The following is a 22,111-nucleotide window of genomic DNA, read 5'->3' as shown; positions in this document are numbered from 1 at the left end:
TTTAGAATCCCTCCCCTATCATTCCCGTTAACGCGAAATCATGCGAGTAAACGTTCTGACTGCTACAGATTTGCTACAATCCCCGGAGACAAAACAGAGGGAATTACATGGCATCCATACTAGCAATCGGCAAACGCTGGCGCGCTCAAGTTCGCACTAAAGGCAGGAGTATAACAAAAACCTTCCGGACAAAGTCAGAAGCTGAAAGATGGGCACGTGCCACCGAAATTGACGTCGAGTCCGGGAATGCCAGCGCGCTGAAAACGGACCTCGCAACGCTCATTGCTGATTATCAACTCGTCCGACAAAAATCAGCACGCCCTGTCAGCCCAACGTCGAACGAACATTACATGATGAAGCGCTTGACGCTTAAGTTGGGCGACAAGATCGCTGCCGAACTGACAACACAAGACATTGTGGGTTATGCCCAGGCCCGGCGCACGGAAGACGGCGTGGGCGGCTACACCGTGGAGATGGAGCTATCGAAGCTCGGTACAATCCTTCGTCACATGGCCGGTATGCTGGACGTCAATATTCCGGACGCAGTTACAAAGGCCCGCCCTATGCTGAAGCATCTACACCTGGTCGAAGCTGGAAAAACCAGGGAGCGTCGGCCAACTAGCACTGAGCTCACGGCGATCTTGAGCTGGTTCGCCGAAAATCCGCAATACGGACTACCAATGATCGACATCGTGACGGTATTGCTACGGTCGGGATTTCGGCGAGGTGAGATTTTTAGAATCACTTGGGACGATCTGGACGAAGCATCGCGCATGGTAATGGTACGGGATAGAAAACATCCTCGCATGAAAAAGGGAAATGACGAATGGGTGCCTCTTATCGCTGATGCGTTCGAAGTTGTAATGCGCCAGCCGCGGAGCGACAAGCGAATTTTCCCCTATGAAGCAGGAACCGCCAGCAAGTATTTTAAATGGGCGTGTGACGCATCAAAAATTGTTGACCTTCATATGCACGATCTGCGCCATGAAGCTGCCAGCGCATTGTTTGAAGCCGGATGGGAGATACCGGAAGTGGCAGCTGTTACCGGGCACAAAGATTGGCGCAACCTAAAACGTTACACTAATCTTAAGCCCGAAGATATTGCGGAAAAAGGTCGAGTGATCATCTTTCCAAACAAAGCCGCCTGGGCGTCATCATAATAGCTATCCGCCCTTAAACCACCGCTCGCAATAAAAATCAGCCCTGGGGTCTATGTGAACATTGCCGAAATATTTAATGCATTTTCTGACAAGATGACTCAAATTTCGTTATATCAAAGGGCTGTGAAAGACTTACATACCCGCGAACGAAAAAAACTCTATGCAGACGCAAGAGAGCTTGAAGAAAACCCAGACCTCACAGGATTGGCCGTGAATATGGACAACATGGTCTTGCGTGACGCCAAAACAGGAACTCTTGTACTTTTTGGACAGACAAGCAGGTCCATCAAAGAAATGGAATTAGCTGTCGCGCTTCACCAAAACAAACAATATCAATGGCTATTGGCCGAGGCATATGAGGAGTTCTCAGACTTCGTCGAGATGGCATACGCAAGCGTTGCCCTGGATGATCCAAATTTCTGGCCGCTAGCTGACTATGGAAACATTTCGCTAGCGGATCTGGGCTCCAAAGATTGGGCATGGCATTTGGAGCGCGCACGAAATAAGAAAGAAGTTCCACATAGTATTCTTGCTCAATTCAAAAGAAAATTTCCAGAGATCGGCGAACTAGCATTTAATAACGCATGCAACGCCAATCTCGACTTTGCACTTACTCTCATAGAACATTTGAGGCATCTTATCGTTCATAAAGGCGGAGTAGCCAGTGACAGAGTCAAATTTTCGAAACAAGTATTGGAGAAAGCCGGGTTGTTCAGGAACGGAAAACCTAGCGCTGAACACACAGCAATTATCGATGGCTCCTTTGGGGCAGGCGAATACAAAAATACGATTGCCTTACTCGAAACTAGACAAAAATCCCTACTGCCGTTGGTCATTGAACACAGCCCTTTTGACACATTGACTGGTCTTTTAATGACGTATGCCCATCTCATTTTTGTGACGTTGAATGCGATCACACAACAAAAGCAAAATGTCTAGCTAGTGAACGACCGACGCCCCTCCCTTCAAGCCAAGTCGCGACGGCACTTACAAATCCTCAAATGCTGACTATCCAAATATTGTGACACCGCGTTGAAACTGACAAAGCGACGCATTCCCTCGATATAGGTAGTGATTGAAAAGGCGCCGACTCTGAACTGACTACGGATATAGTGATCGTGCTTCGCCGACCAGTTGTAACGGAACATGATCCCCTTACCAATTTAACGCCCGCTTACAACCGAAGGAAATAATCATGGATTTGTTCAGTCCGCTCGTTGCAACAGAAAAACAGCATCCGAATTTCCGATCAATAATGCATCCTCTTCTGCTGCCCGAACGCACCGAGCTTGCTCGGTGGGCATCGGGGTTCCCAGATCGAGATAATAAATTCGCCATAGAATTTCAAACGACCTTCAACTCATCCTTTTGGGAAATCTATCTTTACGCGGTTTTTTGTGAGTATGGATTTGAGATGAATTGGTCGCATGCAATGCCCGATTTCCATGTAAATGGAAATGGGAGAGATTTCGTCGTTGAAGCAGTCACCGCCAACTCAGCCAGCGGCAACTTGGAGGAGTGGAGGAAACCGGAACTCATCAGCCAAGATGTTCGATATAAACGATTTGGCAAAATCAATCGTGAGGCGATGATTCGTCTCTCCAATGCCTTTAGCGCAAAATTCAGGAAATTCAACGATTCCTATTCTAAGCTTCCCCACACGAATCAAAAGCCGTTCGTGCTGGCCATCGCACCATTTGAACAACCAGACTTCCAATACCAATATGATCGCGCAATCATGGCCCTCCTATACGACTACTACGTCGACGAAGATGCGTACCATGAAAATCCAACACAATATCCGGACGGCCCACCAGGCATTAAATTGGGTGAAATCACCAAAAGTAATGGAACTAGCGTTCCGCTTGGCCTTTTCTGTAACGAGAAATATCGAGCAATAAGCGCAGTGATTTTTTCCTGCGCCGCGACATGGGGAAAAGTTGAGGCACTAACTCAAGATTCACCGAGACCATGCACCATTTCTTCCTCTTGGGGCGGACCCGGCGGAAAGCCTCGTCGCCAACAAGTTAGCAGAGCGCGCCACAACGAAACGCTGGAAGACGGATTGCAGATATTTCACAACCCTTTCGCTGCCAACCCTCTTGATCTCAACACGTTTCGGCGACCAGGAGTAGTACAGCATTTTAGAGACACATTAACGGGTGAATGGATGCAAGAAGAGCGAGATCGTTGTTTGCACTTCCGCTTACCAATGTCAATACTCACGTTCTGACTTTCAAAGCCATGAGGTGGAACAAATGTGATTTTCAAGCATGATGTCTCATAATGATCAACATTACATATTTGCTGGAGCACTGGCGCGTCCTGCCGCGACCGCCTGATTGCTGCGCGCAATGAGATGTTGGCTATCGAGGTACTCTGATACCGCTTGATAGCTGGCAAAACGGCGCGCGCCTTCAGTATAGGTGATTATCGGAAAGGAACCGGCGCTGATCTGATTGCGGATTGTCCCCTCTTTAATATCAAGCAACTTTGCCAACTGCGGAAGGTTCAGCCGAAGTCCGAAATTTTCTAATATGTATGCTTGTGTTAGAAGACTCACTGTGCGCCCTCCCCCGTACAGTTTGCCAATGTTTCAAAATTACAGGAATATAAGCACTCAAACTCCCTGACACCTTTCCTCGGGTCTAATCCAAAGTACACTGCCAACGGTGGTTCCACTTCGTCGGATGTGAGGATGTCTGATAAAGGCACGGCGCGGAAGCAGCCAGGCAATTGGTGTTCCACCTCAATCCAGGCGTGCAACTCGCCGTTGCCAAGGTCGCGCCGCAGGTCGTTGACGTAACCGGCCTGGATGCCTTCGTCGGTGTCGAATGTGACGCGATCGCGCACCTTCACGCTGAGTGGTTGATCTACCTTATTCACGGAAAGCCTCCAGGAGTAAGCCGACTACCAGGCTGATGACAATGACCAGGGCCACGAAGGCCGACAGTGCGCCGTGGTAGCGGATTTGGAAGCGCTTAAACACCGGTTGGATTGTTTCGGCGATGCCAAGAATGGCGAACGCCATTAGCGAATTTAGGCATGCGTGCATGAGTATTTTCATAGGTCTATCTCAGTAATAAAAATTCGTGGATAAGGGCAGGCGCCAATAGCTGCCCAGGTCGTGACAAGGCGTTTGCGTGCAGCCATATCGTGGTTTTCATACGCGGCCACTTCCTGCCGGCGCGTGTTTTCGCATTGCATGTTCATCGCATCTGCAAAATCTTTGGTATTCCGCTCCAGGTCTCTGGATTTTTGTTCTATCGTCGACCAGTCGGTGGGCTGATATGCCGGCTGTGGATTTTTTTCGATGAAATCCGCAAGCCGAACTGCAATTGCTGCTGATTCCTCGGGAGTCAAAACAGAAGTGGGAACCTTCTTTTTAGATTTTTGCGTACAGTTATTTACACCAGTCCAAGGAAGATCAAAAGCCACAGCCTTGGCGGCGCCGACGACCGTCCACTGATAACGGACGGATTCGTAGACTGCGCGTGGATTCCATGCGTGATAGATGCCGCATGGCTTTTCCGTCTCATAGGTCGCGTACTTGCCTTCGACCAGGGTGCTGCGCGTGGCGATCTTGACCAGCCCCTTGCGTCCGACCAGCGGGCCGCCCTGCGCCCGTAGGTAGTCGCTGTAGGACGCTTGTTTGATCGTCTTGACGGTTTCGACGCGCTTACCGTCTACGATGTTGGTTTCCGTTGCCCTGATGGTCTGGGCAGCTTGCCAAGCAGTTTTAACGGCATCCGGCGCGTTGACGATGCTTTCGCTCTTGACGCGACGCAATTCGCGCCACGGACCAATAGGTGCGCCACCGACCTGCTGGAATTGCCGGATGCCCCAGGTCTGCGCCCAGTAGCACACGCGTTGACTAGGCGTCAGCAATTCGTCGCCGGCCAGATCGTCGGTCACGATATAGGTACGACCGTCTTCTCGCATGTGGTGATCGCCAACATGTTCGCCGTCGATGTTCTTGGCGATGTACTTAGCGATGTAGCCTGCGGCAGTGCCTTTGTCGGCTTCAATGCGGACCAGTTTGACCCGATTCTTATCGGCACCGCGTTCGTCGCCGTCTTCGATCAGTGCATAAGCCGTGATGATCGCCTCGTAGCGCTCCTGGTGCTCAGGCGGCACAAACATCAGCATGTGCCAGTGGGGACAGCCATCGTGATGCGGTTCAGCAATGCGGAAGCCGTAAGCGTGGATGCCGTCGCGGTGCAGCTTGGAGCGGATCCGTTTCCATACGTCGCACAGATACAACTGGGCATCGCGTGGCGTGGGTTCTCCAAACTCGATATATTTTGGGTTCGATTCACCGCTCTTGCTCAGTACAGCGTGATACTTACTTGGCGCCGTGATCGTCGCAAACAGACCGACATGGCCCAGGTCAAATGCGATTTCCTCAAAGCCGCGTATTCGCGTCATCAGTTCGCCGCGCCGATTGGATTTGTTCGCCAGGCCAAGTGCGGCCAAGGCGTCCAAGCTGTAGATCTGGCCGTTTTCGTTCTGTAGCTCGATGGAGGCCAACAGCTTGGCGTTCTGCTTATTGCGGCGTTGCTGACGATAAGCCGTTTCGTTGCTGACATAGGGGCCGGTATTGTAGCTGGTGAACCCCAGGCGGATCGCCATATGTTCGCAGCGACGTGCATGCGCCTTGCGGATGCCACGCAGCCACCAGGCTTTGTCCAAGGCGCGACGGATGATTTCATTATCTTCTTCGCCTGCTGGTGGCGCGACGGTAAGGCGTTCACAGAGATGGTGAATTGCGGACAGGATCGCATCCAGGGATTGCAAGTCGGCACAGAACTGATAGCACTCGCGGGCGGCACTGTCGGCGGCGCGATAGAGCGCTTCATCAGGGGCATCAAGCGGCAGCAAATAATGATCGGCTGACCAGATTTCGTCGATGACGTCGATCTTGTGTTCGTGCTTGTCCATGCCTTCGCGGGTGAACAGATCGCGCAGGGCGCGGCCCATGCGTTTCGGTAGACTGGTGATGGCGTCGGTGGAGTAGAAGTGGTAGCTCATGCGGCGATCCCGTCCGATTCGTGACTGGCAGCCGGAAACTGGCTAGGTAGTTCGCCGCCTTGCGCACAGCGCAGGACGGTTTGCAGTTGCTTGAGCAACCGGCGGGCTTCGCAGTGCATCTTGCCGCGCTCCAAGGCGTTCAGTGATTGCAGAGGGACGTCACCTTTCTTGCTGCCGATGCCTGACATGTGGGCCAGCATTTGCCGATCACGCGGCGGGATGCCATTCCAGCGGGCGGCGCGCACGCTTTCCTTGTCGCCGGCCAGCACGATGTAGGCGTGTTCCAGATGCATCTGTGCGATGTCCTGGTGCGCGTGTTGAGATTGACTAGCCATGGCTTATCCTCCAATGATGCCCGTGGCTTGCAACAACGGACCTGCCATCATTAGGAGACAGCCGAGCGTCATTACGGCGAAATCAAACAGGAAATTTTTCAATCGTTTCATATTGTCACCTGCTCGTTAGTGACCAAGTCGCCCAACGCGAGAGCGTGCACGCCAGCTTCCAGCCCCAGCGTCAATTCTTGTTTACTGCCACCCTCACAATGGAACACGATTTCCTGAGTGTAGAAAATTCCAATAGATGCGTCTGGATGGCGGTGCGCTTTTACAGGCTTCACAGTGATCCGTTTTAGTTGGTCCAAATACATGCGGTTTGACATGATTTACCTTTCTTCAGGGTGAGCGAATCCCGCACGTCTGAAAACAGACGTTGCAGGTAACAACGGGAATGGATGCAAACTAGCTGGAGACTACGGCGGCGCTAGGTTGTGAAGTGTCATCGTCATGTGCAGCTCACAGTTTTAGCGCAAGCTGATTTGCACAAGCGTTGCGGACATGTTGGGACACGTGGATACGTACTTCGGGATTAGGCAGTGCCGACATCGACAACGTGCGCAACACTTCCAAGCTGGCGACAAAAACGTGACCGCAATCGGGGTTCTGGCACATGTAGGTGATCTCTTTCATCATGTGCGACATGGTGCGGCTCTTCGCGGCGCGCACACGATGATGACAATGTGGACAAGGAATACTGATGACTCTCATGCTGGCTTCCTGTCTACTGGATACAAGGCACGGCCTCTGCCGGATATTTGACGCGACTGCTTGCGCAAACGCGATTTTGCAAGCCATTCCGCTGCCTGTTGCACCGAATCCAGACCTTGCTGCTGGCGCACGCGCTCCAGTAAGTCGTTTTCTGCATCGGTTAGGGTGATTTCTTGGACTGGCATCTTTTCGTCGGCTCTTAATCTGCTTATTGCGGTCTAGGCTTATGCAGCTTTTGAGTCTACTATTTCACTGTCGCTGACGCCCAACGCTGCTGCCGCTTCCCGCAGCACCAATTGACGCAACAGCGTTGACGGTTGTTCGCCTTGATAGTTAGCCAGCGCCTTGATCAGATCGTGTTCGTAGTCGTCAAACCGGAGAGTCAGGCGATTAGTGCGGATACGCTTGGTGTCGGGATACATGGTGGCGTCCTTAACTGTTATTGATGAGAGGCAAGTTCGCGTTTGTAGTCGGCAAGGCCACGCAAAATCAAAAAGCGTAGAAACCAGGCGCGGGACCGTTGTAATCGGAAGGCGTACCGCTCGACCTCATCTTTTTCAGCGGGCATGAGGCGGGCGCCAAGCGGCTGCGAGGTCGCTCCCTTGGAGATACGCCTGACTTTGGGCAATGTTTCCATGATGTTATGATGTGTAATCGCTATGGGATGGCGTAACTATAGTGCTCAAAAACGCACTAGTCAACATATAAATGTGAATATGGACATGTTTGGAGCACGCTTAAAGAAGGAACGCCAGCGCCTTGGAATGAATCAGGACGATTTTGCTGAGGTTGGCGGAGTGAAGAAACGCGCTCAAATTTCCTATGAGAAAGACGAAAGATCGCCCGATGCCGCTTATTTATGTGCGCTATTGGAAATTGGTGTCGACGTCTGGTACGTAATGACCGGTCAGGTGTCTGCGACAGCGCTAACGCTGGAAGAAAGCGAACTATTAGCTAGCTACCGCAACCTCGATGTTCGCGGAAAGGCTGGCGTATTAGGCTTGATAGATGGCATGAGCACGACCGTAAAGGCTGCCAGTGGCACGAAATTTAGCGGCAATGTCAGTCAGGTTGTGGATGGAGATCAAACGGTTAATGCCCCGATGACCTTCCACATGACTGACAAGAAAAAGAAAAAAAGTATCTAGGAATAAAGCGAGATTGGTGGCGAAAAGCGAATACAGAATTTGAAGGGAGCATAGGGCAAGTTGTCATGGGCGATGTGCATCAGGCCCGCAGCCTTCACAAGCAGTTATCCGTCGCTCTGCTTGCCATGACCAGCGTATGCGGCTGGTCGTTGTATCAGATACCACCAGACGTTAGCGCGTCAACGATGAAGGAGCAATTGCATTGTTATGCGGACGATAAAATGTATTCCGTCGGCAGTGCGAAGAGGATGCTAACAGGCGAGATTCGCGAGTGCCTAAGCCAAAGCAGTGGCGCCGCGCCGTATTGGCACGAGATCGAAAGGTCACGCCTTCACTAAATTGTAATAGCACAACGACGGGGCATGTTTTCTTGCACCGTCACCATCTGCGGACCGTTGTTGGCCGCTCACCTCAACCGTTATGACTCTCCCTTCGCTCATGCATCCATCCATAAAATCACTCGATTCTTTTTTCAATAGCGATGATCAGGTTATCGTCATCAAAGGCGCTTGGGGAGTTGGCAAGACATATCTTTGGAATTCGTACATTAAAGATCGAATCGCGAAGAAAGATATCAAGCAAGTTGCATACAGCTACGTTTCTCTCTTTGGTAAGACATCCCTTGCGGACGTACGCGCGTCGATATTTCAATCAGCAAAGGCAATATCCTCAAATGCGAAAATCGATGCTCACTTTGATCAACAGCTTGAGGACAGTACAAGTCTCTTGAGTAGAGCACCTTGGGTGCGCGGAGCCATGAACATAGCAAAAGAAAAGGCACCATTCGTTAAGTGGTTTACGAATTTTGCACGTTCCGCACCCTACACAGATAAATTTGCAGGAATTATTGCGTCGATGGAATATAGTTTGGTTGCAAACTATGTCATATGTTTTGATGATATGGAGCGAAAAGGCGGCTCATTGTCGGTTCGAGAAATAATGGGCTTGACTGATGAACTGGCCCGTCGAAAGAACTGCAAGGTTGTTCTTATATTTAATGACAACTCATTTTCAGAAGAAAAAGACAAACAAGAGTTCGAGTCATATCGGGAGAAAGTTGTTGATGCCGAGCTGGATCACAATCCGACCCATAAACAAAATCTAGAATGTGTATTCTCTTCCAATCATCGCCTATTCGCAACAATCGAAACTGTTATTGTTGCCTTGGATTTGAAAAATATCCGAGTCATAAAGAAACTAAAGGGCGTGATTGACACGTTCTGGTCCGAACTGGAAAACTCAAGTGATCTGATAGTTAGCGAGTTCATTAACCATGCAGCAGTGCTATGTTGGTCCTATTATTTGAGGGGCACTGCAGTGTCGTTTGATTTCCTGAAAGTACGGTTGGAAGATAGTTATTGGTCTTCTTACTTCGGCGAAAAAGATAAAGAGGTTTCCTCAGATGAGAAACGATACCGTTCAATAGCATCAACACTGCGACTGTCTCCATCAATATTTGATAAATATATAATTCACTATCTCGTCCGGGGTTATGTGGACGTCTCGGAAGCCAAGACGGCAATTCAAGAACTCTCCAAGAAAATAGATGTCAATCGTGCTCAAAAGGCGCTAAGTGACGTTTGGTCTCTGTATTCGGAATCATTCGCCGACAATCAGGTTGAAATCGTTCGTACGTTTAAATCTGTTCTCTCGAAGGAGGCCGACAAACTCAATTTAAGTGAGTATGCATCCGCACTCGAAATGCTGTCTGAACTGGGAGAGGACGTTGACGAATTGATGGAAAACTATGTAACACTTCATGAAACACAATTCGTAAATATGGATCGGCATGACACGTCGGTTGCGCGCAGAGTTTCCTATAAACCGCTCATAGACCGTATTAAAACAATTCAAGCGCCTCGGAACGATCAAGACATTGACCAAGTGTGTATGAAGATCGCTACTACTCAAGGCTGGAATCCGGAGGACATCGATTTTCTGTGTTCAGTCACTCAAGATGAGTTTGTGGCGTGGATAAAAACAAATCCAACTGATTTGTCTACTAAACTTCGATCTGGACTCCTGTTTTTTGGCGACCTTCAAAGCAGTGACCCCGACGCTACAAAGAAACATAAACTGATCTATGGGAACGTGCGTGCCGCTATAAGAAAGATTGCATCTGAAAGTAGCATAAATCAGAAACGTGCCAAAGTAATGTATGGCATTGACGTAGATTCATAACCATATACTCCACGAATCCTGCGTTAGAACCCGCGCAGGATTCAAATATTAATTTTTCAGCTGGTTAGTTCGACAGCCCTAAGCCGCTATTCTCTTTGATGATTTCTCGACGCTCCCGTATCTTTTCCCATTCCAGTTTTGCAGCGCGTGCGGCGGTTTGTTTGTTGGCGTAGACGTGCTGGAGTGTTTTTGTAGTGGCCGTCGCGCCGGCCGCCGGCGTGGCATGTTTGACCTTGCCCGTCGATGGCGCGAACTCCTGGCCGGTCTTCTTCGTGACAACGTTGCGCCACTTGGCGAACACGCCCGTTATGCCCGGATCTGGGTCGACCTCATCCTTGCGCTCAACCTCTGCCTCCTCGGTCCGCGTCTCCAGCTCGATGCCGCTGGTAAAGCCGGCGTCGCTAATGCTGTGCGTAACCTTGGCGGTCAACCAATCCTGGTGATCGATTTCGGATTTGAATCCGTCGACCATCACGGGTGATTGCGGCATCAATGCAGGATTACCGAGCGCCAGCGACAATTCCAGCGTAGCGGCGCCGCGTTGTATTCGTTGCCACTCTGCGACAGCGGCAGCGCGGGCGTCGGCCTCGCCGGCGTAGGTCGTGCGCAGCCGCTTGCTGTTGCCAGGCATGCCGGCCACGACGCTGCGACGTATGCCGTGCCGATCGTCATGCCAGAACACGCGCACGCCGCTGTAGCTGTCGCGCTCGGCGCTATGGTAGCGGTGCCGGTCACCCAGATTGCGTGCTATGCGGATCACGGGCAGGTTGCGACCCGACGCGGTCTTGCTGCGACCTGCTGGCATAAAAAGCAGCGTGTCATTTTTCACAGTCGCGGTAGCGTCGTATTTCTTTCCAAGACGGCGCAGGAACGCTGCACTGCTCTCGCGGGTCTGGTCCAAATGCGCAATCTTTACACCCTGTAGCGCCTCGGCAATGCCAACTTTCAGCTCGTGCTGAAACGCGATCACCTCAATCACCGCCCCGAGCGTGGTGTCGTGGAAACTACGTTCCACCGGCTGCCGGAAAGTATCGATCAGGCTGGCGGTCCTGGCCCGCAAGGTCAGTACGTCCGGCGCACCGCTATGCTCGATTTCATCGACCGTAAACACGCCCTTATCTATCAAACCTGATTCTTGCCACCCGATCTGCACGTTGATCCTGGCGCCTTTGGCAGGCAGCGCGAGTTGGCCATCCGTATCCGACAGGGTAATGCTCAGCTCGTCGGCGTTGTCGCTGCGGCACTCGGTTAGATTGAGACTAATCAGGCGTGGCGCAAATTTTCCGGTAATGTCGTGGCCGTCCAGCGTAATCTTGAAAGCAGGAATAGGGTAATACATCAGAACAGGCTTCCCACGCTGTTGGCGACATTGTTAAACGTCGATACGCTGGTATTGATGGCATTGTTGACACTATTGCTGATTCCCTCCAGGCTCAGCATGTTCTTGATGTTGCCCAGGTCACCCAGGGTATTCAATAAGCCCAGCACGGATTCGTCGGTACGTTCCAGCGTGATGGAGAAATCGAGCTTGCCGGCATCGCCATCCTGCCCAAGCACCGTACGGCCCTCGGTCATGCCTGTAATGATGTAAGACCCCAGGATGCGCCCTGTACCAGCGATGAGTATCCACGACTTGCCGGTATCGGCCATCAGACGCAATGCATCCAGCGAATACACGCTGCCTGTCAATTCCGGCGCGATCCAGCCTGACAGCGTAATCGTGTCGTCGCCCTTGCCGGTGAACTGACGGGCATTGCGGGCGCCGACCCGTGACGTACTCGGATGCTTCCACTCGGTTTTGCGTTGTAACTCCTGGTAAGCCAGGGTTGGCAGGCTGAAGACAAACATGCCCAGGGCCATCATCATGATAAAAAATCCTTAGTAGTGATTGTCGGACAGGCTGGAACGCATCCGTGCCGCCTTCTGCCTGTCGCGCTGCTCGATCGCCAGCATCACAGCGCGGGCAATGGCTTGCTCATCCATGCCGGGCGCCGCAGTGACGGAGATCGTGATCGTGTCGCCTTGGACAACGATGCCACCGCCGGCGGCACGTGGTGCTATCGGTGACCGCGTGTCGAAGGCCAGCGCCGGCATGGTGGCCGCGCCGATGGCGATGCCGACGCCAAGCCCTGTTAGCCGCTTGGCAAGGCCACCGACCTGCTGGATAGGGCTGTCCTGGCTGCGCTGCAAACCAATCGCCAGCCCTTGCATCGTGAAATCGCCCAGCTCGGCAAATACTCGGCTTGGGCTATGGATGCCCAGCTTTTCCTTAAACCAGCCAACGACACTATCACTGGCGCCGCCGATAGCCATCTTGACTGTCCCGAGGGCACCAGTGATGCCGTTCGCCAGCCCTTGCATGATGTTCAGGCCGAAATCGCTAAATTTGGCAGGTAGCTTGATGCCGAGCCAATTCATCACGCCGGCGAACACTTGGTAGAACAAGCCGAGCGGGGACCAGTTCAGCAACAGCGCCGTGACACCGCTGATACCCCCGGCGAATGCCTGCTGCACGTCCGCCCATAGCCCGCCGGCGAATCCCTTGATAGCTGCCCAGGCACGAGTAAACACGTTGCCAACACCGTCCCAAAGGTCGGTAAAAAACCCTTTGATCGGTTCCCAATATTGGTAGATCAGGTATGCGGCCAGCGCAATGGCGGCCACCACCAGCCCGATTGGATTCATCAGGAAGGCCCGACCGACAAACAGTAGGATGCGCCCCAGCCACAAAAAGGCGGTGCCAACGCCCCGCAGAATCGGTGTCAGCACGCCGCCGCTGACGCCCATCTTGGCAAACAACACATGCAACATGGCATAGGGACCGATCAAGGCTGCTAGGCCCAACATCAGCGGACCCAGCACCACCAGGATGGCCGCCAGGCTGCCGAATCCGATAATCATGGCTTTTGCCGTGACCGGATTGCGCTCCATGAAGCCGTTCAACCACTCCAGGGCAGTGGTCGCGGACTCGATGGCACGGGAATACAGCGGCAGGATCCTCTCGCCCATGGTTAACTTGAGATCCGCCAGTTTGGCCAATGTTTCCATTTCTTTGCCGCCGGCCTGTTCCCGGCCCAGCGGTTCAAGCTGGTCCACATCGTAAGCGCCTTCGTTCAATTTCCGGTTCTTATGGATCTGCTGGCGTTGCAAGTACATGTTCGCCATCAGGTCGCCGGCCTTGCGGTTGGTGTACAGGCTCCCGATGGTGTCGAGGATCTTGTCCTTGCTGGCAATGCCATTCTTCGCCAACTGCGGCAACAGGATCTGTTCCATCCACTCAAACTGGCTTTTCTTGAACAGATCAGCGCCCAGCAGCGCACCAGGATCCAGCTGGGCAGTCTGCCCGACTTTGTCGTGTTTCACTTTGGTGTGATCGCCAATCAGGCCCAGCTTGTCCAGATTCATCGCGGCCCGCTTGCTGGTGCGTCCCTGGTAGAGATTGTTATAGCTCGACATCAAACCGTTACCGACGCCAAAGCCGCCCAGCTCCTGCACCAGCGGTTCCAGCTCGTAGTAGAAGGATTTTTCGTCCATGCCCTTGGCCGCGATGCCGCCGGTCTTGATCAGGTTCAGCCACTCGGTGGGACCGACGCGGCCGCCCGTGGCGGAAATGACCTTCTGCACCATGTTGGCCTGTTCGTGGAATTTGGCCGAACTGGTGGTGCCGCCGCGCACCTCGATGACTTTCAGCATGTCCATGAACTTGCGCTCATTCTCGCCGCCGGCTTCTTCCCCATAGAACGCCTTGTTGGCGAATTTCATCTTAGCCAGCATGGGCGCCACCATCTGCGCATGCGGAAGATCCCCGAAAACGGACATGCTGTCGCGCACCAGTTCCAGGTTCTCGGCGTGGCTGGTGCCGTAGGTTTTCATGCTGCGGGCGTAGCTCTCGGCGTCGGCGCTGATCTTGGGACCAAGACCCAGGGCGGTAACACGCGCTTGCTCGGTTTGGTAATGCTTCGCCTCCTGCAATCCTTTGACGATAGGCGCGCCGACAGCTGCGCCGGCGACGGTCGAACCGATGCCGGCGGCGGCCACGTTGCCGGCGGTGGTGCGCAGCTTGTCGGCATGTTGGCGGGCAGCGCTGACCCTCAACTGCTGCGCACCGACCGCCGCCAGTTTCTTCTGCTGGGCTGTCAATTCGGCATTGGTAAAGGCGATGCTGTCTTTCAACCAGGTTTGTGCCGAACCCAGCTTTCGCGTATCGATACCGGCGCCGGACAAGCGTGTGCGCAGAATCTGCATTTGTTCGCCTTGCTGCTGGCTGGCCTGTTTCAGCGCACCGGCGGATTTGACGGCAGCATTGAATTCGCGGGCCATGGCCCGCGTAGGCTGGGTCGTCTGCTGCATCCTTTGCGCCAGGGCGGCAATCTGCTGCTGCGTCTCGCGCAATTTACTGGCGCTGGCTTGCAGGCCGGCACCCAACTCGCGGAAGCGCCCCACATCCTTCTGTTGGGCGTTCAATTCCTTCAGCCGGTCGCTATTGGATTTGATGGCTTTACCCAGGGTGGACGATTCGCCTGTGATCTTCTTGAGCGGGCCGGTCAGCTTGTCCAGCGCCGCAAAGACCACCTGTAACCGCAATTGCTTGTCGCTCATTTTTTATTGTCATCCTATTCTTCCGCGCCACTGCGCACCCTGGCGCGTTCGCGCCAGGCCATCAATTCCGCTATGGGTAAATCGTCCATGGCCTGCGGCGGCCAGTGAAACACCGTCGCAATATCGGCCATGGGATCTTCTACGAATTCGGGTAGACCACTGGGCGATCCGCTTTCTTCAGCAAAAAAACGGCCACCTCGGCGCCCAGGGACATCAGATCCGCGAGATCCAACTTCGCCACATCATGGGGCGTCAAGGTCGGCAGGGTGATACGCGGCAGGACGCGCTGCAAGGCAACCACGTCCAGATTGCCCAGATCCATCAAGGACACGCCGCGCAGTTCTCCCGCCACGGGCTTTCTGATCTGCACCTCGGTGATCAGGGTGTCGCCACGGGTCAGGGGTTCGTCCAGGGGAACGGTTTTATACATGCCGGAATCGGTGGCGTCCGGGGAGGTGTTTTCTTGCTTGTTCATGGTGGCGTTTTTCATAAGAGTGTGAAGTCAGGGTTGTACAAGTAAAAAAAGAAAGGGGTTAGGGTTGTTCGTGATCTTGCTTACAGACCGATAGCGCGTCGGATCGATGCGTTACGATCCTGGCCGCCAATGTTCTCGACGCCATTAATGAAATCGAATTCGTAAATCGTCCGGTTATCGACAGTCAGCTTGTAGTAGCTGCAAGCGGTCGTATATTTTTGTTTGGTGTCTTCGGTGGCCTTGGCGTTGCCCATGTCGATTTCCTTGTGGCGGCCACGTACGACAATTTCCACTGTGGACACGGTGCCATCGTCGTCGTTTTCATACGCACCGGAAAAGCGCAACTGCGTCGCGTTGTGGCTTCTGGCGCCGTACTGCAGCAAGGCTTCCAGGATGAGGCCGCCGGCAGTCCATTCCAGTGTGATGGCTTCGTTGCCGAAATCCACCGATACCGGACCGGTCATGCCGCCGGCGCGGTATTCCTCCATCTTGCGGGAGAGTTTCGGCAAGGTGATTTCGTCCACCTCACCGTGATACGAATTGCCGTTATCGAAAAGATTAAAGGCCTTGAGTTTCTTTGGCATGCCCATGCGGGAGGCTCCTATAAATGGTTAAGCGTTGACGGCGGTAGCGAAATCGGTCAGGTAGCGGTCGGTAATGCGTTGCTGGAAGACGAGATTTTCCAGCGGCGGAACCGGTGTGTAGTCGTAATCGATTGCCAGCTTGCCGGCCTTCAATGTTTCCTTGCTGTTGAATGCTTCGTCATACCAGGCACTGCCGTCGATGATGTAGCCTTGCGCCTTCAATTCACGGAACTTGGAATTGATGCTTTCAATCAGATCCTTGACCAGGGACGGGTGCAACGGCTTATCGACATACGTAAAATGCGCCTCGGCGATGGTGTCGGCCAGCACCTGGGCGGTGCGCGTGTAGTTCTCGAAAAAGAAAAATTCCGGCACTTCGCAAGTGCGGGAGCCCCAGAAACGGAAGCCGCCGTTGTTAATCAAGGTCGTGACCTCCTTCCCGTTCAGAAAGCCGGCGTCGGTAGCCGGATCTTGCAGATCCCAGAACACGTCGCTGGAGATGCCGGTCGGGCCGTTCACCGGCATGTTCGACAGCGTCTTGTGCCAACCGATTTCCTCATCGATCTTGGCACGCAGGCCCAAGGCATAGGCGACAGCTGGGATGCTGGCCTCGGCATTGGTGGCGATATTCCAATTGACGAAATCCGGCCAGATCAGCATCAGCTCGCGCTGCCCGAAATCCTTGCGATACAGGACGGCGTCTTCTTTCGTCAGGCAACCGGTCGCCGACGCATAGACAAAGCCGCGCAACTGCTGCGCCACGCTCACCAGCGCGTTCGTCACTGCCTTGGTGTCCAACCCTGGCGCGCCCAGGATCCGCGGCTTGATGCCAAGCTTGCCTTGCGCCGCCAACAAGGCTTTGATGCCGGTGTATTTGCCGCTGGCGGTGGTGGTGCCAATCACGTTAGACGTGGTTTCGTCTTCGTCGGCACCTTCGGCTACGCGCACCACAATCGTAAATGGCTTGGTTTGGGCGCCGATGGCTTCCAACGTCCGGCGCAACGTTCCCGTCGTTCCGGCTTTACCCAAGGCGGCGATCACATTGGTCAGCAATACCGGTGTGTCCAGCGGGAAGGTGAGCGGGTCGGCATCCTCAGCGGTGGCGACCAGCCCGATGACGGCGGTGCTAACGGTACGAATTGGGCGTGTTCCCTCGTTAATTTCAATGACGCGCACGCCATGGTGGTAATCAGTTGCCATTTGGCCTCCTGTTGATTGGTGATGGATTAAAGAGCCGACCTGTCGGGTGCGACTGGCCACGTGAGGTGATGCGGATAGTCCACCTGGTCCGGTAGGCGGTTGAGGCCGGCGCGGTAGGTTTTCCAGGCGCGTAACATGGCGATATCGGCTTCGCTGGCGTCGTCAATATCGACGCGGTCCTGGTATTTGGTCACTTCGCTAGTGGCGCGCCGCAGTTCGCGGCTGGCGCGGTCCTGTACCGCCTCCAATAGTTCGGCATCGGTCGGAAAATAGTCCGGCACACCATCCGATGCCCGGGCAACGCATGCCGCATGGATGGCCCGGCCATGCTCTTCCACGTCCTCGGCGCAAGCCAGATAGGCAAGATAGTCATCATGGTGATTAAATTTCACTGCGCACTGAAAACCGGCCGCCACCCGGACGACGTCCTTGATATCGGAAAAGGCAAATGGGTTGGCAGACTTCGGCGGTGCCGGCGGAATCGGAGTCGGATCGATAATGATTGGCAACACCTGAGTGGTCTCTCCTGACTCCCCGATGGGATTCTCAGCTACCGGTTCGATTGCCTGCTTTGTTTTAATTTTTGCCATTAGGCTACCCTTTGCCATAAGGCTGTTCGTGTACCGATACCGCCGTCGCCACCCGACCCGTAGTCGTAGGCGTGCCCGCGTAATTCCCACGCACCCGCGATCTCGGGGGAGGTGTGGTTCTTGTTCAAGATGTAGCCCCCGATGCCGCCGTGCCACAAGCCTTGGCCCGATAGCTGATTGGCATACATCGCGCTCGTGCAAGAGCCGACTGCAACCTGGGTGCGGCTAAACAGCGTCATCTCCTGATTGCCGGCAACGACGCCGTACAAGTAGTAAGGCTGTACCCCAGGATTTTCCGCCCATCGCATCGGGACGCCGCCGACTTTGTCGGCGTTGCCGGCATTTGTTGCATAGCTGGCGCTGTTGGCATAATTGACGCTGAAGTTGGAGGGGTTGTAGACGTTGACGGCGTCGGGCGAATTGCCGCCAAACAGCCACGACGGCTGACCGCCAAAACCGCTCCAGTTCAAACGCATAGCTCTGTCCCCGAAAACGACAGTGCCTAGATCTAAGGAATCTACAGTGACCTTCAGCCCGTTGCCTGACCAGCCCATCCGTACCGTGTTGTTCGTCTGCCCAATACCGCCGCCCTGCTGAACCGGCGTAAAGCCAAGCTTGTTTTGCTTCGATGCGGGATCAAACGTCACCGAATCCCACAGCAGCTTCCAGACACGGGCTTTGAACGGCGGCGTTTGGTCTATGTAGCCGGAACGCTCCCAAGTGCGTTGGGTGACACCGCCTTCGGTATAGACCTGACGCACAAAGCCTCCGCCGTTAAATGTCAGCAAGCTACCGTAGCCGTCACCACCAGCCGGCAAATGCGTTGCTTCTGTAATGCCGCGATCATTGGCGACAGAGACATCACGCACGCCCGTTTCCAGCAAGGTGTCGCAGTCGGTGTCGCTGCTGGCATATGCCGGGAGCCTGCGGAAATACAGCGCGTTTGCGCGGTCCGATGTCAAATATTGCTTATGCGGGTCAGCGTCCGCCCTGTGATTGGCGATGGCCTGATCCATGGCCGGCACCAAACCTGCCGGCGTGATCGCCAGCGTAGCGTCTTTCCCGGCCTTGGTTTCTTCGACGGTTGCAAGTTCAACGACCCCCTGGCGATCCACCGTTGCCGGCGGATTGGTAAAGTTGGCATCGCCAAATGTTAGGGAGCTGGCTTTGATATTGGCAAACACCACGTCAGCGGCCAGCAGCATCATCGACTGCGTGGACTTTTGTAAAATCGGATCTGGCTGACTGTAGACGCCCAGCAAGACGCCATTGCTTAGCCAATAACCAATGCCGCGCATCGTATAGGTGTCGGTGCCATCGTCGCGGATAGTGACGTGCAATGTATCGGGCGCCACAACTTCGCCGGAAATGGTCTTGATGCGTTTTATCTCGCCTGGCAAGGCGGTCGTGTCTTCATTGGCCGTAAAGACGGCTGCAGTAATGCCGATCTCCGATATCTTGAGCGGCGCCGTACCGTTGTGTTCGGCATTGACCAAGGCGGCGCGGCCGGCCTTGGTGATGATGATTTGGAGTCCAGGCATAGGGTTAGGCTTCAGTCAAATTTAAGCGGGCATAAATCACAGGTCGGGCAGTCGCTGCCACGGCAATCGCGGCTTGCGTTTCGACTCCCTGGGTAAACGTAAAATGGCTACGAATCGATTTCGTACGATTGACCTCGGCGATCACATCGTCGACAAATTCAGCGGTCGCGGATTGGCCGCCGGCGCCGGACAGCGTCATCACCAGGTCGAACGTGTACGGCTCGCCCATCGGCGTTTTTTGCCACCACTCACGCAGCAGGATGGCGCCGCCAAAGGCGGCCACCACGTCCTTGACCGCCTTGGCGGTTCCCTTCTGCCGGTGGATCTTCATGGCATTGCGCACGCGGGCGCGTTTGACCTCTTCCGTCCAATAGGATTTCCAACTGTCGACCGACCAGTGCCAGGCTAACCAGGGCAATAGTTCAATATCGATGGCGTCCGGATTGTGGAGCGTGCGAAGCGGGACCGGCACATCGGAGATTCGTGCTGTAGCCGCTTCTAGCGCCCGCTCCAGCGGCGTGGAGTTCGGCGGCAACAGGGATTTGATTTTCTTGTTCATGACTTGCCCCAAATGCCGGCGTACTCGATCTGTACGTCATCGCAGTAATACGCCACCAGCTTGGAGATTTCTGGATCCTCGGTCGGTGTAACCAGGATGACGCGCTCGACGCCAGGCACATGGACCGCTGCATCGATACCGGAATGGGTAGGCACGCGACCCAGCTGGTGCGCGTCCTTCGCATAGTTCTGCATGCGTTTGGTCGCTTCGGCTAGCACCACCGTCGGGTCTGGGCCGGAGAAGCTATACAGCTTGGCATGCACCTGATAGTGGATGACTTGCGCAGGGTTAATCAGGACATAGTCGGTCAGCGGACGAATGCCATCTTCCGCCATGCGCTCGGCAACAATATCCAGCAGCTCCTGTGAGGGGGTGCCGTCGCCTTCATGCGACAAGATGGTGACCACTACCTGACCAGGTGATGGGCTGGTCGCTGTCGCGTTGCGCACGCGTCCGTCGCTACTTAAGGCATGGAAAATATAGGCGCCTTCTGGACCCGCGACGGACATGCCTTGTGGCGCCAGCTGGATGCGCCGGCGGTAGTCGTCATCGGCCTCCATGACGGCAGCAATTCCCTTGTCGGGATCTGCCGGCCAGATCTGTAAACGCGGGACATCCATGTTGGCGCCGATCTGATCCAGGTCGGTGCCGAGCGCGTAAGCCAGCATCAGGGCACGGGCGGCTTCGTTGATGCGCTGGCGCAACTTCAATTCACGGTAGGCGCTCAACTGCACCACCTTGATCGCCGGGTCAGATTCCGTCAGCTCGTCAAGATCGACACCTTCCGCATCCAGGTCAACCAGGTGGGCAGCCAGGATGATCTCGTAGTCCAGTGGTTCGATGACATTTGGCGCAGGCAATTGCGACAGGTCGATAGCGGCGCTCATCCTGCCGCCCCGGAGCCAACAGGTACTTCCAATTGGACGCTCTGCTCATTGGTGATGCCGTCTAGGATCAACGTGGCCTGTCCGTCAGCACCGCGTTGCAGTTGGACGCCGGTCAAGGCAATGCGATGCTCCCAGCGCAGCACAGCGTAAGCCGTGGCGGCATAGATGCGCAGGACCGTAGCGCCGTTCAAGGGCTGGTCGATCAATTCCGGCACTTCCGATCCATACGCACGGCGCATGACGCGGGAACCGATAGGCGTGGTGAGGATGTCAGCCAGAGACTGGCGGATGTGTGCCAGGCGGGACATGGCGCGGCCCGTACGGGCATTCATGCCGCTCATTTCGGGCCACCGGTGTCGTCGTCGCCCTGCTTTACGCCGCCGTGCGGATGTTTTACCAAGCTGATGCCGGCAGCGACCACGTCCATGGTAGCTTGGATGATGCCTTGCACCACGGCGGCGGGGCCGCCAGTCTTGCCTGCTTGGACGTTCATGCCGGAATTTAAAGCCGAAAGACCGTTGACCGTCAGGTTCTGGTTGACGACCAGATTCTTTTGCACCAGCAGGTTGCCGGTGCATTCTGTGTCTTCAGCGTTCGAGGTCACTTTGCCAGGCGCGAGCGTGACGCTGGTGCCATCTTGCAGTGTCGCCGTCAAGGTGCGCGCCGCGCTGTCGTACTGGACCACGGTCCCGTCCACATAGCGGGTGGTGTGGTGTGCTGGGTTAGTGGACGGCGATTTAAATTTGTCGGAATAGATTGCCGGCAGAATCGCAGCATTGGCGAAATCGCCCTCGGGTGACAGCACAATGACTTGTTCGCCCATGGAGGGTGGAAACCAGGTCTGCGCATCGCCAGCCCGTAACGTGATCCACGGGCGCCATGTGGTGACGTTCTCACCGACCTTGACGCGCACGCGGTGGGTGTCGTGATTGATGTCGGCAATGGTACCGAATCGAATCAGATTCAGGATTAAACGCAGCAGGTCGGAGTAGTCGGCAGTCATGCGTTGCATGTTGCCGCGTCACCTGAATCGGCGCACCTGGTAGCGGGTTGATATCCGCGTTACCAACTGCCAAGGGATGTTTTGTTGCGAGGTGGCGTACTACAGTG

The 22,111-nt window shown here is 54.6% G+C and carries 28 protein-coding genes; 5 read left to right on the top strand and 23 right to left on the bottom strand.

The genetic code is table 11. The features are described 5' to 3' along the window. Positions 1 to 107 precede the first annotated feature (107 nt). From BM029_RS14370 to BM029_RS14360, 3 genes are all read left to right on the top strand, one after another. On the top strand, positions 108 to 1,160 hold the full coding sequence (locus tag BM029_RS14370; RefSeq protein WP_092437098.1) for a tyrosine-type recombinase/integrase: 1,053 nt from the start codon (positions 108 to 110) through the stop codon (positions 1,158 to 1,160). Between the two features lie 54 nt (positions 1,161 to 1,214). Beyond that, positions 1,215 to 2,099: a hypothetical protein gene (locus BM029_RS14365; protein WP_139217252.1), complete on the top strand. Its 885-nt coding sequence runs from the start codon at positions 1,215 to 1,217 to the stop codon at positions 2,097 to 2,099. A 256-nt stretch (positions 2,100 to 2,355) separates the two neighbouring features. Then, on the top strand, positions 2,356 to 3,393 hold the full coding sequence (locus BM029_RS14360) for a hypothetical protein (RefSeq protein ID WP_092437095.1): 1,038 nt from the start codon (positions 2,356 to 2,358) through the stop codon (positions 3,391 to 3,393). A gap of 63 nt (positions 3,394 to 3,456) precedes the next feature. Here BM029_RS14360 and BM029_RS14355 read toward each other — a convergent pair whose 3' ends face one another. The 10 genes from BM029_RS14355 to BM029_RS25635 form a co-directional block, all read right to left on the bottom strand. Next, positions 3,457 to 3,723: a hypothetical protein gene (locus BM029_RS14355; protein WP_244545052.1), complete on the bottom strand. Its 267-nt coding sequence runs from the start codon at positions 3,721 to 3,723 to the stop codon at positions 3,457 to 3,459. Further along, on the bottom strand, positions 3,720 to 4,046 hold the full coding sequence (locus tag BM029_RS14350; protein ID WP_092437093.1) for a hypothetical protein: 327 nt from the start codon (positions 4,044 to 4,046) through the stop codon (positions 3,720 to 3,722). The genes BM029_RS14355 and BM029_RS14350 overlap by 4 nt, the downstream gene beginning before the upstream one ends. Beyond that, positions 4,039 to 4,215, bottom strand: coding sequence for a hypothetical protein (locus BM029_RS25925; RefSeq protein WP_170851083.1), 177 nt, complete (start codon positions 4,213 to 4,215; stop codon positions 4,039 to 4,041). Before BM029_RS25925 ends, BM029_RS14350 begins: the two co-directional genes overlap by 8 nt. A gap of 8 nt (positions 4,216 to 4,223) precedes the next feature. Next, positions 4,224 to 6,191 (bottom strand): replication endonuclease, encoded by a 1,968-nt coding sequence (locus BM029_RS14345; protein WP_092437092.1) that lies wholly within the window; start codon positions 6,189 to 6,191, stop codon positions 4,224 to 4,226. Further along, positions 6,188 to 6,526 (bottom strand): hypothetical protein, encoded by a 339-nt coding sequence (locus BM029_RS14340; protein WP_092437090.1) that lies wholly within the window; start codon positions 6,524 to 6,526, stop codon positions 6,188 to 6,190. The genes BM029_RS14345 and BM029_RS14340 overlap by 4 nt, the downstream gene beginning before the upstream one ends. Positions 6,527 to 6,633: 107 nt before the next feature. Continuing rightward, complete coding sequence (locus BM029_RS14335) at positions 6,634 to 6,852, bottom strand: hypothetical protein (RefSeq protein ID WP_092437088.1); 219 nt, start codon at positions 6,850 to 6,852, stop codon at positions 6,634 to 6,636. A 133-nt stretch (positions 6,853 to 6,985) separates the two neighbouring features. Continuing rightward, complete coding sequence (locus BM029_RS14330) at positions 6,986 to 7,237, bottom strand: Ogr/Delta-like zinc finger protein (RefSeq protein ID WP_092437086.1); 252 nt, start codon at positions 7,235 to 7,237, stop codon at positions 6,986 to 6,988. Beyond that, positions 7,234 to 7,422, bottom strand: a complete 189-nt coding sequence (locus BM029_RS14325) for a hypothetical protein (protein ID WP_092437085.1) — start codon at positions 7,420 to 7,422, stop codon at positions 7,234 to 7,236. Before BM029_RS14325 ends, BM029_RS14330 begins: the two co-directional genes overlap by 4 nt. 39 nt (positions 7,423 to 7,461) lie before the next feature. Continuing rightward, positions 7,462 to 7,659, bottom strand: coding sequence for a hypothetical protein (locus BM029_RS14320; protein ID WP_092437083.1), 198 nt, complete (start codon positions 7,657 to 7,659; stop codon positions 7,462 to 7,464). A 17-nt stretch (positions 7,660 to 7,676) separates the two neighbouring features. After that, the gene (locus BM029_RS25635; protein ID WP_139217251.1) at positions 7,677 to 7,874 is read right to left on the bottom strand and encodes a hypothetical protein; all 198 of its coding nucleotides are present in this window, start codon (positions 7,872 to 7,874) and stop codon (positions 7,677 to 7,679) included. An 85-nt stretch (positions 7,875 to 7,959) separates the two neighbouring features. Here BM029_RS25635 and BM029_RS14315 point away from each other — a divergent pair, with 85 nt between their 5' ends. Continuing rightward, positions 7,960 to 8,385 carry a helix-turn-helix domain-containing protein gene (locus tag BM029_RS14315; protein WP_244545051.1) on the top strand — a complete coding sequence of 142 codons (426 nt, stop codon included), beginning with the start codon at positions 7,960 to 7,962 and terminating at the stop codon, positions 8,383 to 8,385. Between the two features lie 420 nt (positions 8,386 to 8,805). After that, positions 8,806 to 10,566, top strand: coding sequence for a P-loop NTPase fold protein (locus BM029_RS14305; protein WP_092437077.1), 1,761 nt, complete (start codon positions 8,806 to 8,808; stop codon positions 10,564 to 10,566). Positions 10,567 to 10,630: 64 nt separating this feature from the next. Here the strand turns inward: BM029_RS14305 and BM029_RS14300 are convergent, their stop codons facing one another. The 13 genes from BM029_RS14300 to BM029_RS14240 form a co-directional block, all read right to left on the bottom strand. Next, on the bottom strand, positions 10,631 to 11,905 hold the full coding sequence (locus BM029_RS14300) for a contractile injection system protein, VgrG/Pvc8 family (RefSeq protein WP_092437076.1): 1,275 nt from the start codon (positions 11,903 to 11,905) through the stop codon (positions 10,631 to 10,633). Next, positions 11,905 to 12,432 (bottom strand): phage tail protein, encoded by a 528-nt coding sequence (locus BM029_RS14295; RefSeq protein ID WP_092437074.1) that lies wholly within the window; start codon positions 12,430 to 12,432, stop codon positions 11,905 to 11,907. Before BM029_RS14295 ends, BM029_RS14300 begins: the two co-directional genes overlap by 1 nt. A gap of 12 nt (positions 12,433 to 12,444) precedes the next feature. Next, entirely contained in the window at positions 12,445 to 15,165 is a 2,721-nt protein-coding gene (locus BM029_RS14290; RefSeq protein ID WP_092437073.1) for a phage tail tape measure protein, read from the bottom strand. A 14-nt stretch (positions 15,166 to 15,179) separates the two neighbouring features. Beyond that, the gene (locus BM029_RS14285; RefSeq protein ID WP_092437071.1) at positions 15,180 to 15,296 is read right to left on the bottom strand and encodes a GpE family phage tail protein; all 117 of its coding nucleotides are present in this window, start codon (positions 15,294 to 15,296) and stop codon (positions 15,180 to 15,182) included. Positions 15,297 to 15,304: 8 nt separating this feature from the next. After that, positions 15,305 to 15,640: a phage tail assembly protein gene (locus tag BM029_RS14280; protein WP_211482480.1), complete on the bottom strand. Its 336-nt coding sequence runs from the start codon at positions 15,638 to 15,640 to the stop codon at positions 15,305 to 15,307. A gap of 80 nt (positions 15,641 to 15,720) precedes the next feature. Further along, positions 15,721 to 16,230 carry a phage major tail tube protein gene (locus BM029_RS14275; protein ID WP_092437069.1) on the bottom strand — a complete coding sequence of 170 codons (510 nt, stop codon included), beginning with the start codon at positions 16,228 to 16,230 and terminating at the stop codon, positions 15,721 to 15,723. 21 nt (positions 16,231 to 16,251) lie between these two features. Continuing rightward, entirely contained in the window at positions 16,252 to 17,424 is a 1,173-nt protein-coding gene (locus tag BM029_RS14270) for a phage tail sheath protein (RefSeq protein WP_092437068.1), read from the bottom strand. 26 nt (positions 17,425 to 17,450) lie between these two features. After that, positions 17,451 to 18,014 (bottom strand): tail fiber assembly protein, encoded by a 564-nt coding sequence (locus BM029_RS14265; protein ID WP_092437066.1) that lies wholly within the window; start codon positions 18,012 to 18,014, stop codon positions 17,451 to 17,453. Next, positions 18,014 to 19,555 (bottom strand): hypothetical protein, encoded by a 1,542-nt coding sequence (locus BM029_RS14260; protein WP_092437064.1) that lies wholly within the window; start codon positions 19,553 to 19,555, stop codon positions 18,014 to 18,016. The genes BM029_RS14265 and BM029_RS14260 overlap by 1 nt, the downstream gene beginning before the upstream one ends. A 4-nt stretch (positions 19,556 to 19,559) precedes the next feature. Further along, positions 19,560 to 20,114 (bottom strand): phage tail protein I, encoded by a 555-nt coding sequence (locus BM029_RS14255; RefSeq protein WP_092437062.1) that lies wholly within the window; start codon positions 20,112 to 20,114, stop codon positions 19,560 to 19,562. After that, positions 20,111 to 21,001: a baseplate assembly protein gene (locus BM029_RS14250; protein ID WP_092437060.1), complete on the bottom strand. Its 891-nt coding sequence runs from the start codon at positions 20,999 to 21,001 to the stop codon at positions 20,111 to 20,113. Before BM029_RS14250 ends, BM029_RS14255 begins: the two co-directional genes overlap by 4 nt. Further along, on the bottom strand, positions 20,998 to 21,342 hold the full coding sequence (locus tag BM029_RS14245) for a GPW/gp25 family protein (protein ID WP_092437058.1): 345 nt from the start codon (positions 21,340 to 21,342) through the stop codon (positions 20,998 to 21,000). The genes BM029_RS14250 and BM029_RS14245 overlap by 4 nt, the downstream gene beginning before the upstream one ends. Further along, entirely contained in the window at positions 21,339 to 22,013 is a 675-nt protein-coding gene (locus BM029_RS14240; RefSeq protein WP_092437056.1) for a phage baseplate assembly protein V, read from the bottom strand. The genes BM029_RS14245 and BM029_RS14240 overlap by 4 nt, the downstream gene beginning before the upstream one ends. Between the last annotated feature and the right edge of the window lie 98 nt (positions 22,014 to 22,111).

The sequence above is a fragment of the Collimonas sp. OK607 genome (assembly GCF_900111995.1).
Lineage (GTDB): Bacteria > Pseudomonadota > Gammaproteobacteria > Burkholderiales > Burkholderiaceae_D > Collimonas.
The sequence above is the reverse complement of the archived record's forward strand: the minus strand, read 5'-3'. Positions and strand labels throughout refer to the sequence as shown.

What these genes read in the sequence shown, in the direction of transcription:
- BM029_RS14370 (WP_092437098.1), top strand. Translation starts at nt 108, where the DNA reads ATGGCATCCATACTAGCAATCGGCAAACGCTGGCGCGCTCAAGTTCGC.
- BM029_RS14360 (WP_092437095.1), top strand. Translation starts at nt 2,356, where the DNA reads ATGGATTTGTTCAGTCCGCTCGTTGCAACAGAAAAACAGCATCCGAAT.
- BM029_RS25925 (WP_170851083.1), bottom strand. Translation starts at nt 4,215, where the DNA reads ATGCACGCATGCCTAAATTCGCTAATGGCGTTCGCCATTCTTGGCATC.
- BM029_RS14345 (WP_092437092.1), bottom strand. Translation starts at nt 6,191, where the DNA reads ATGAGCTACCACTTCTACTCCACCGACGCCATCACCAGTCTACCGAAA.
- BM029_RS14340 (WP_092437090.1), bottom strand. Translation starts at nt 6,526, where the DNA reads ATGGCTAGTCAATCTCAACACGCGCACCAGGACATCGCACAGATGCAT.
- BM029_RS14335 (WP_092437088.1), bottom strand. Translation starts at nt 6,852, where the DNA reads ATGTCAAACCGCATGTATTTGGACCAACTAAAACGGATCACTGTGAAG.
- BM029_RS14330 (WP_092437086.1), bottom strand. Translation starts at nt 7,237, where the DNA reads ATGAGAGTCATCAGTATTCCTTGTCCACATTGTCATCATCGTGTGCGC.
- BM029_RS14325 (WP_092437085.1), bottom strand. Translation starts at nt 7,422, where the DNA reads ATGCCAGTCCAAGAAATCACCCTAACCGATGCAGAAAACGACTTACTG.
- BM029_RS14320 (WP_092437083.1), bottom strand. Translation starts at nt 7,659, where the DNA reads ATGTATCCCGACACCAAGCGTATCCGCACTAATCGCCTGACTCTCCGG.
- BM029_RS25635 (WP_139217251.1), bottom strand. Translation starts at nt 7,874, where the DNA reads ATGGAAACATTGCCCAAAGTCAGGCGTATCTCCAAGGGAGCGACCTCG.
- BM029_RS14315 (WP_244545051.1), top strand. Translation starts at nt 7,960, where the DNA reads ATGTTTGGAGCACGCTTAAAGAAGGAACGCCAGCGCCTTGGAATGAAT.
- BM029_RS14305 (WP_092437077.1), top strand. Translation starts at nt 8,806, where the DNA reads ATGACTCTCCCTTCGCTCATGCATCCATCCATAAAATCACTCGATTCT.
- BM029_RS14300 (WP_092437076.1), bottom strand. Translation starts at nt 11,905, where the DNA reads ATGTATTACCCTATTCCTGCTTTCAAGATTACGCTGGACGGCCACGAC.
- BM029_RS14295 (WP_092437074.1), bottom strand. Translation starts at nt 12,432, where the DNA reads ATGATGATGGCCCTGGGCATGTTTGTCTTCAGCCTGCCAACCCTGGCT.
- BM029_RS14290 (WP_092437073.1), bottom strand. Translation starts at nt 15,165, where the DNA reads ATGAGCGACAAGCAATTGCGGTTACAGGTGGTCTTTGCGGCGCTGGAC.
- BM029_RS14285 (WP_092437071.1), bottom strand. Translation starts at nt 15,296, where the DNA reads ATGGCCGATATTGCGACGGTGTTTCACTGGCCGCCGCAGGCCATGGAC.
- BM029_RS14280 (WP_211482480.1), bottom strand. Translation starts at nt 15,640, where the DNA reads ATGAACAAGCAAGAAAACACCTCCCCGGACGCCACCGATTCCGGCATG.
- BM029_RS14275 (WP_092437069.1), bottom strand. Translation starts at nt 16,230, where the DNA reads ATGGGCATGCCAAAGAAACTCAAGGCCTTTAATCTTTTCGATAACGGC.
- BM029_RS14270 (WP_092437068.1), bottom strand. Translation starts at nt 17,424, where the DNA reads ATGGCAACTGATTACCACCATGGCGTGCGCGTCATTGAAATTAACGAG.
- BM029_RS14265 (WP_092437066.1), bottom strand. Translation starts at nt 18,014, where the DNA reads ATGGCAAAAATTAAAACAAAGCAGGCAATCGAACCGGTAGCTGAGAAT.
- BM029_RS14260 (WP_092437064.1), bottom strand. Translation starts at nt 19,555, where the DNA reads ATGCCTGGACTCCAAATCATCATCACCAAGGCCGGCCGCGCCGCCTTG.
- BM029_RS14255 (WP_092437062.1), bottom strand. Translation starts at nt 20,114, where the DNA reads ATGAACAAGAAAATCAAATCCCTGTTGCCGCCGAACTCCACGCCGCTG.
- BM029_RS14250 (WP_092437060.1), bottom strand. Translation starts at nt 21,001, where the DNA reads ATGAGCGCCGCTATCGACCTGTCGCAATTGCCTGCGCCAAATGTCATC.
- BM029_RS14245 (WP_092437058.1), bottom strand. Translation starts at nt 21,342, where the DNA reads ATGAGCGGCATGAATGCCCGTACGGGCCGCGCCATGTCCCGCCTGGCA.
- BM029_RS14240 (WP_092437056.1), bottom strand. Translation starts at nt 22,013, where the DNA reads ATGCAACGCATGACTGCCGACTACTCCGACCTGCTGCGTTTAATCCTG.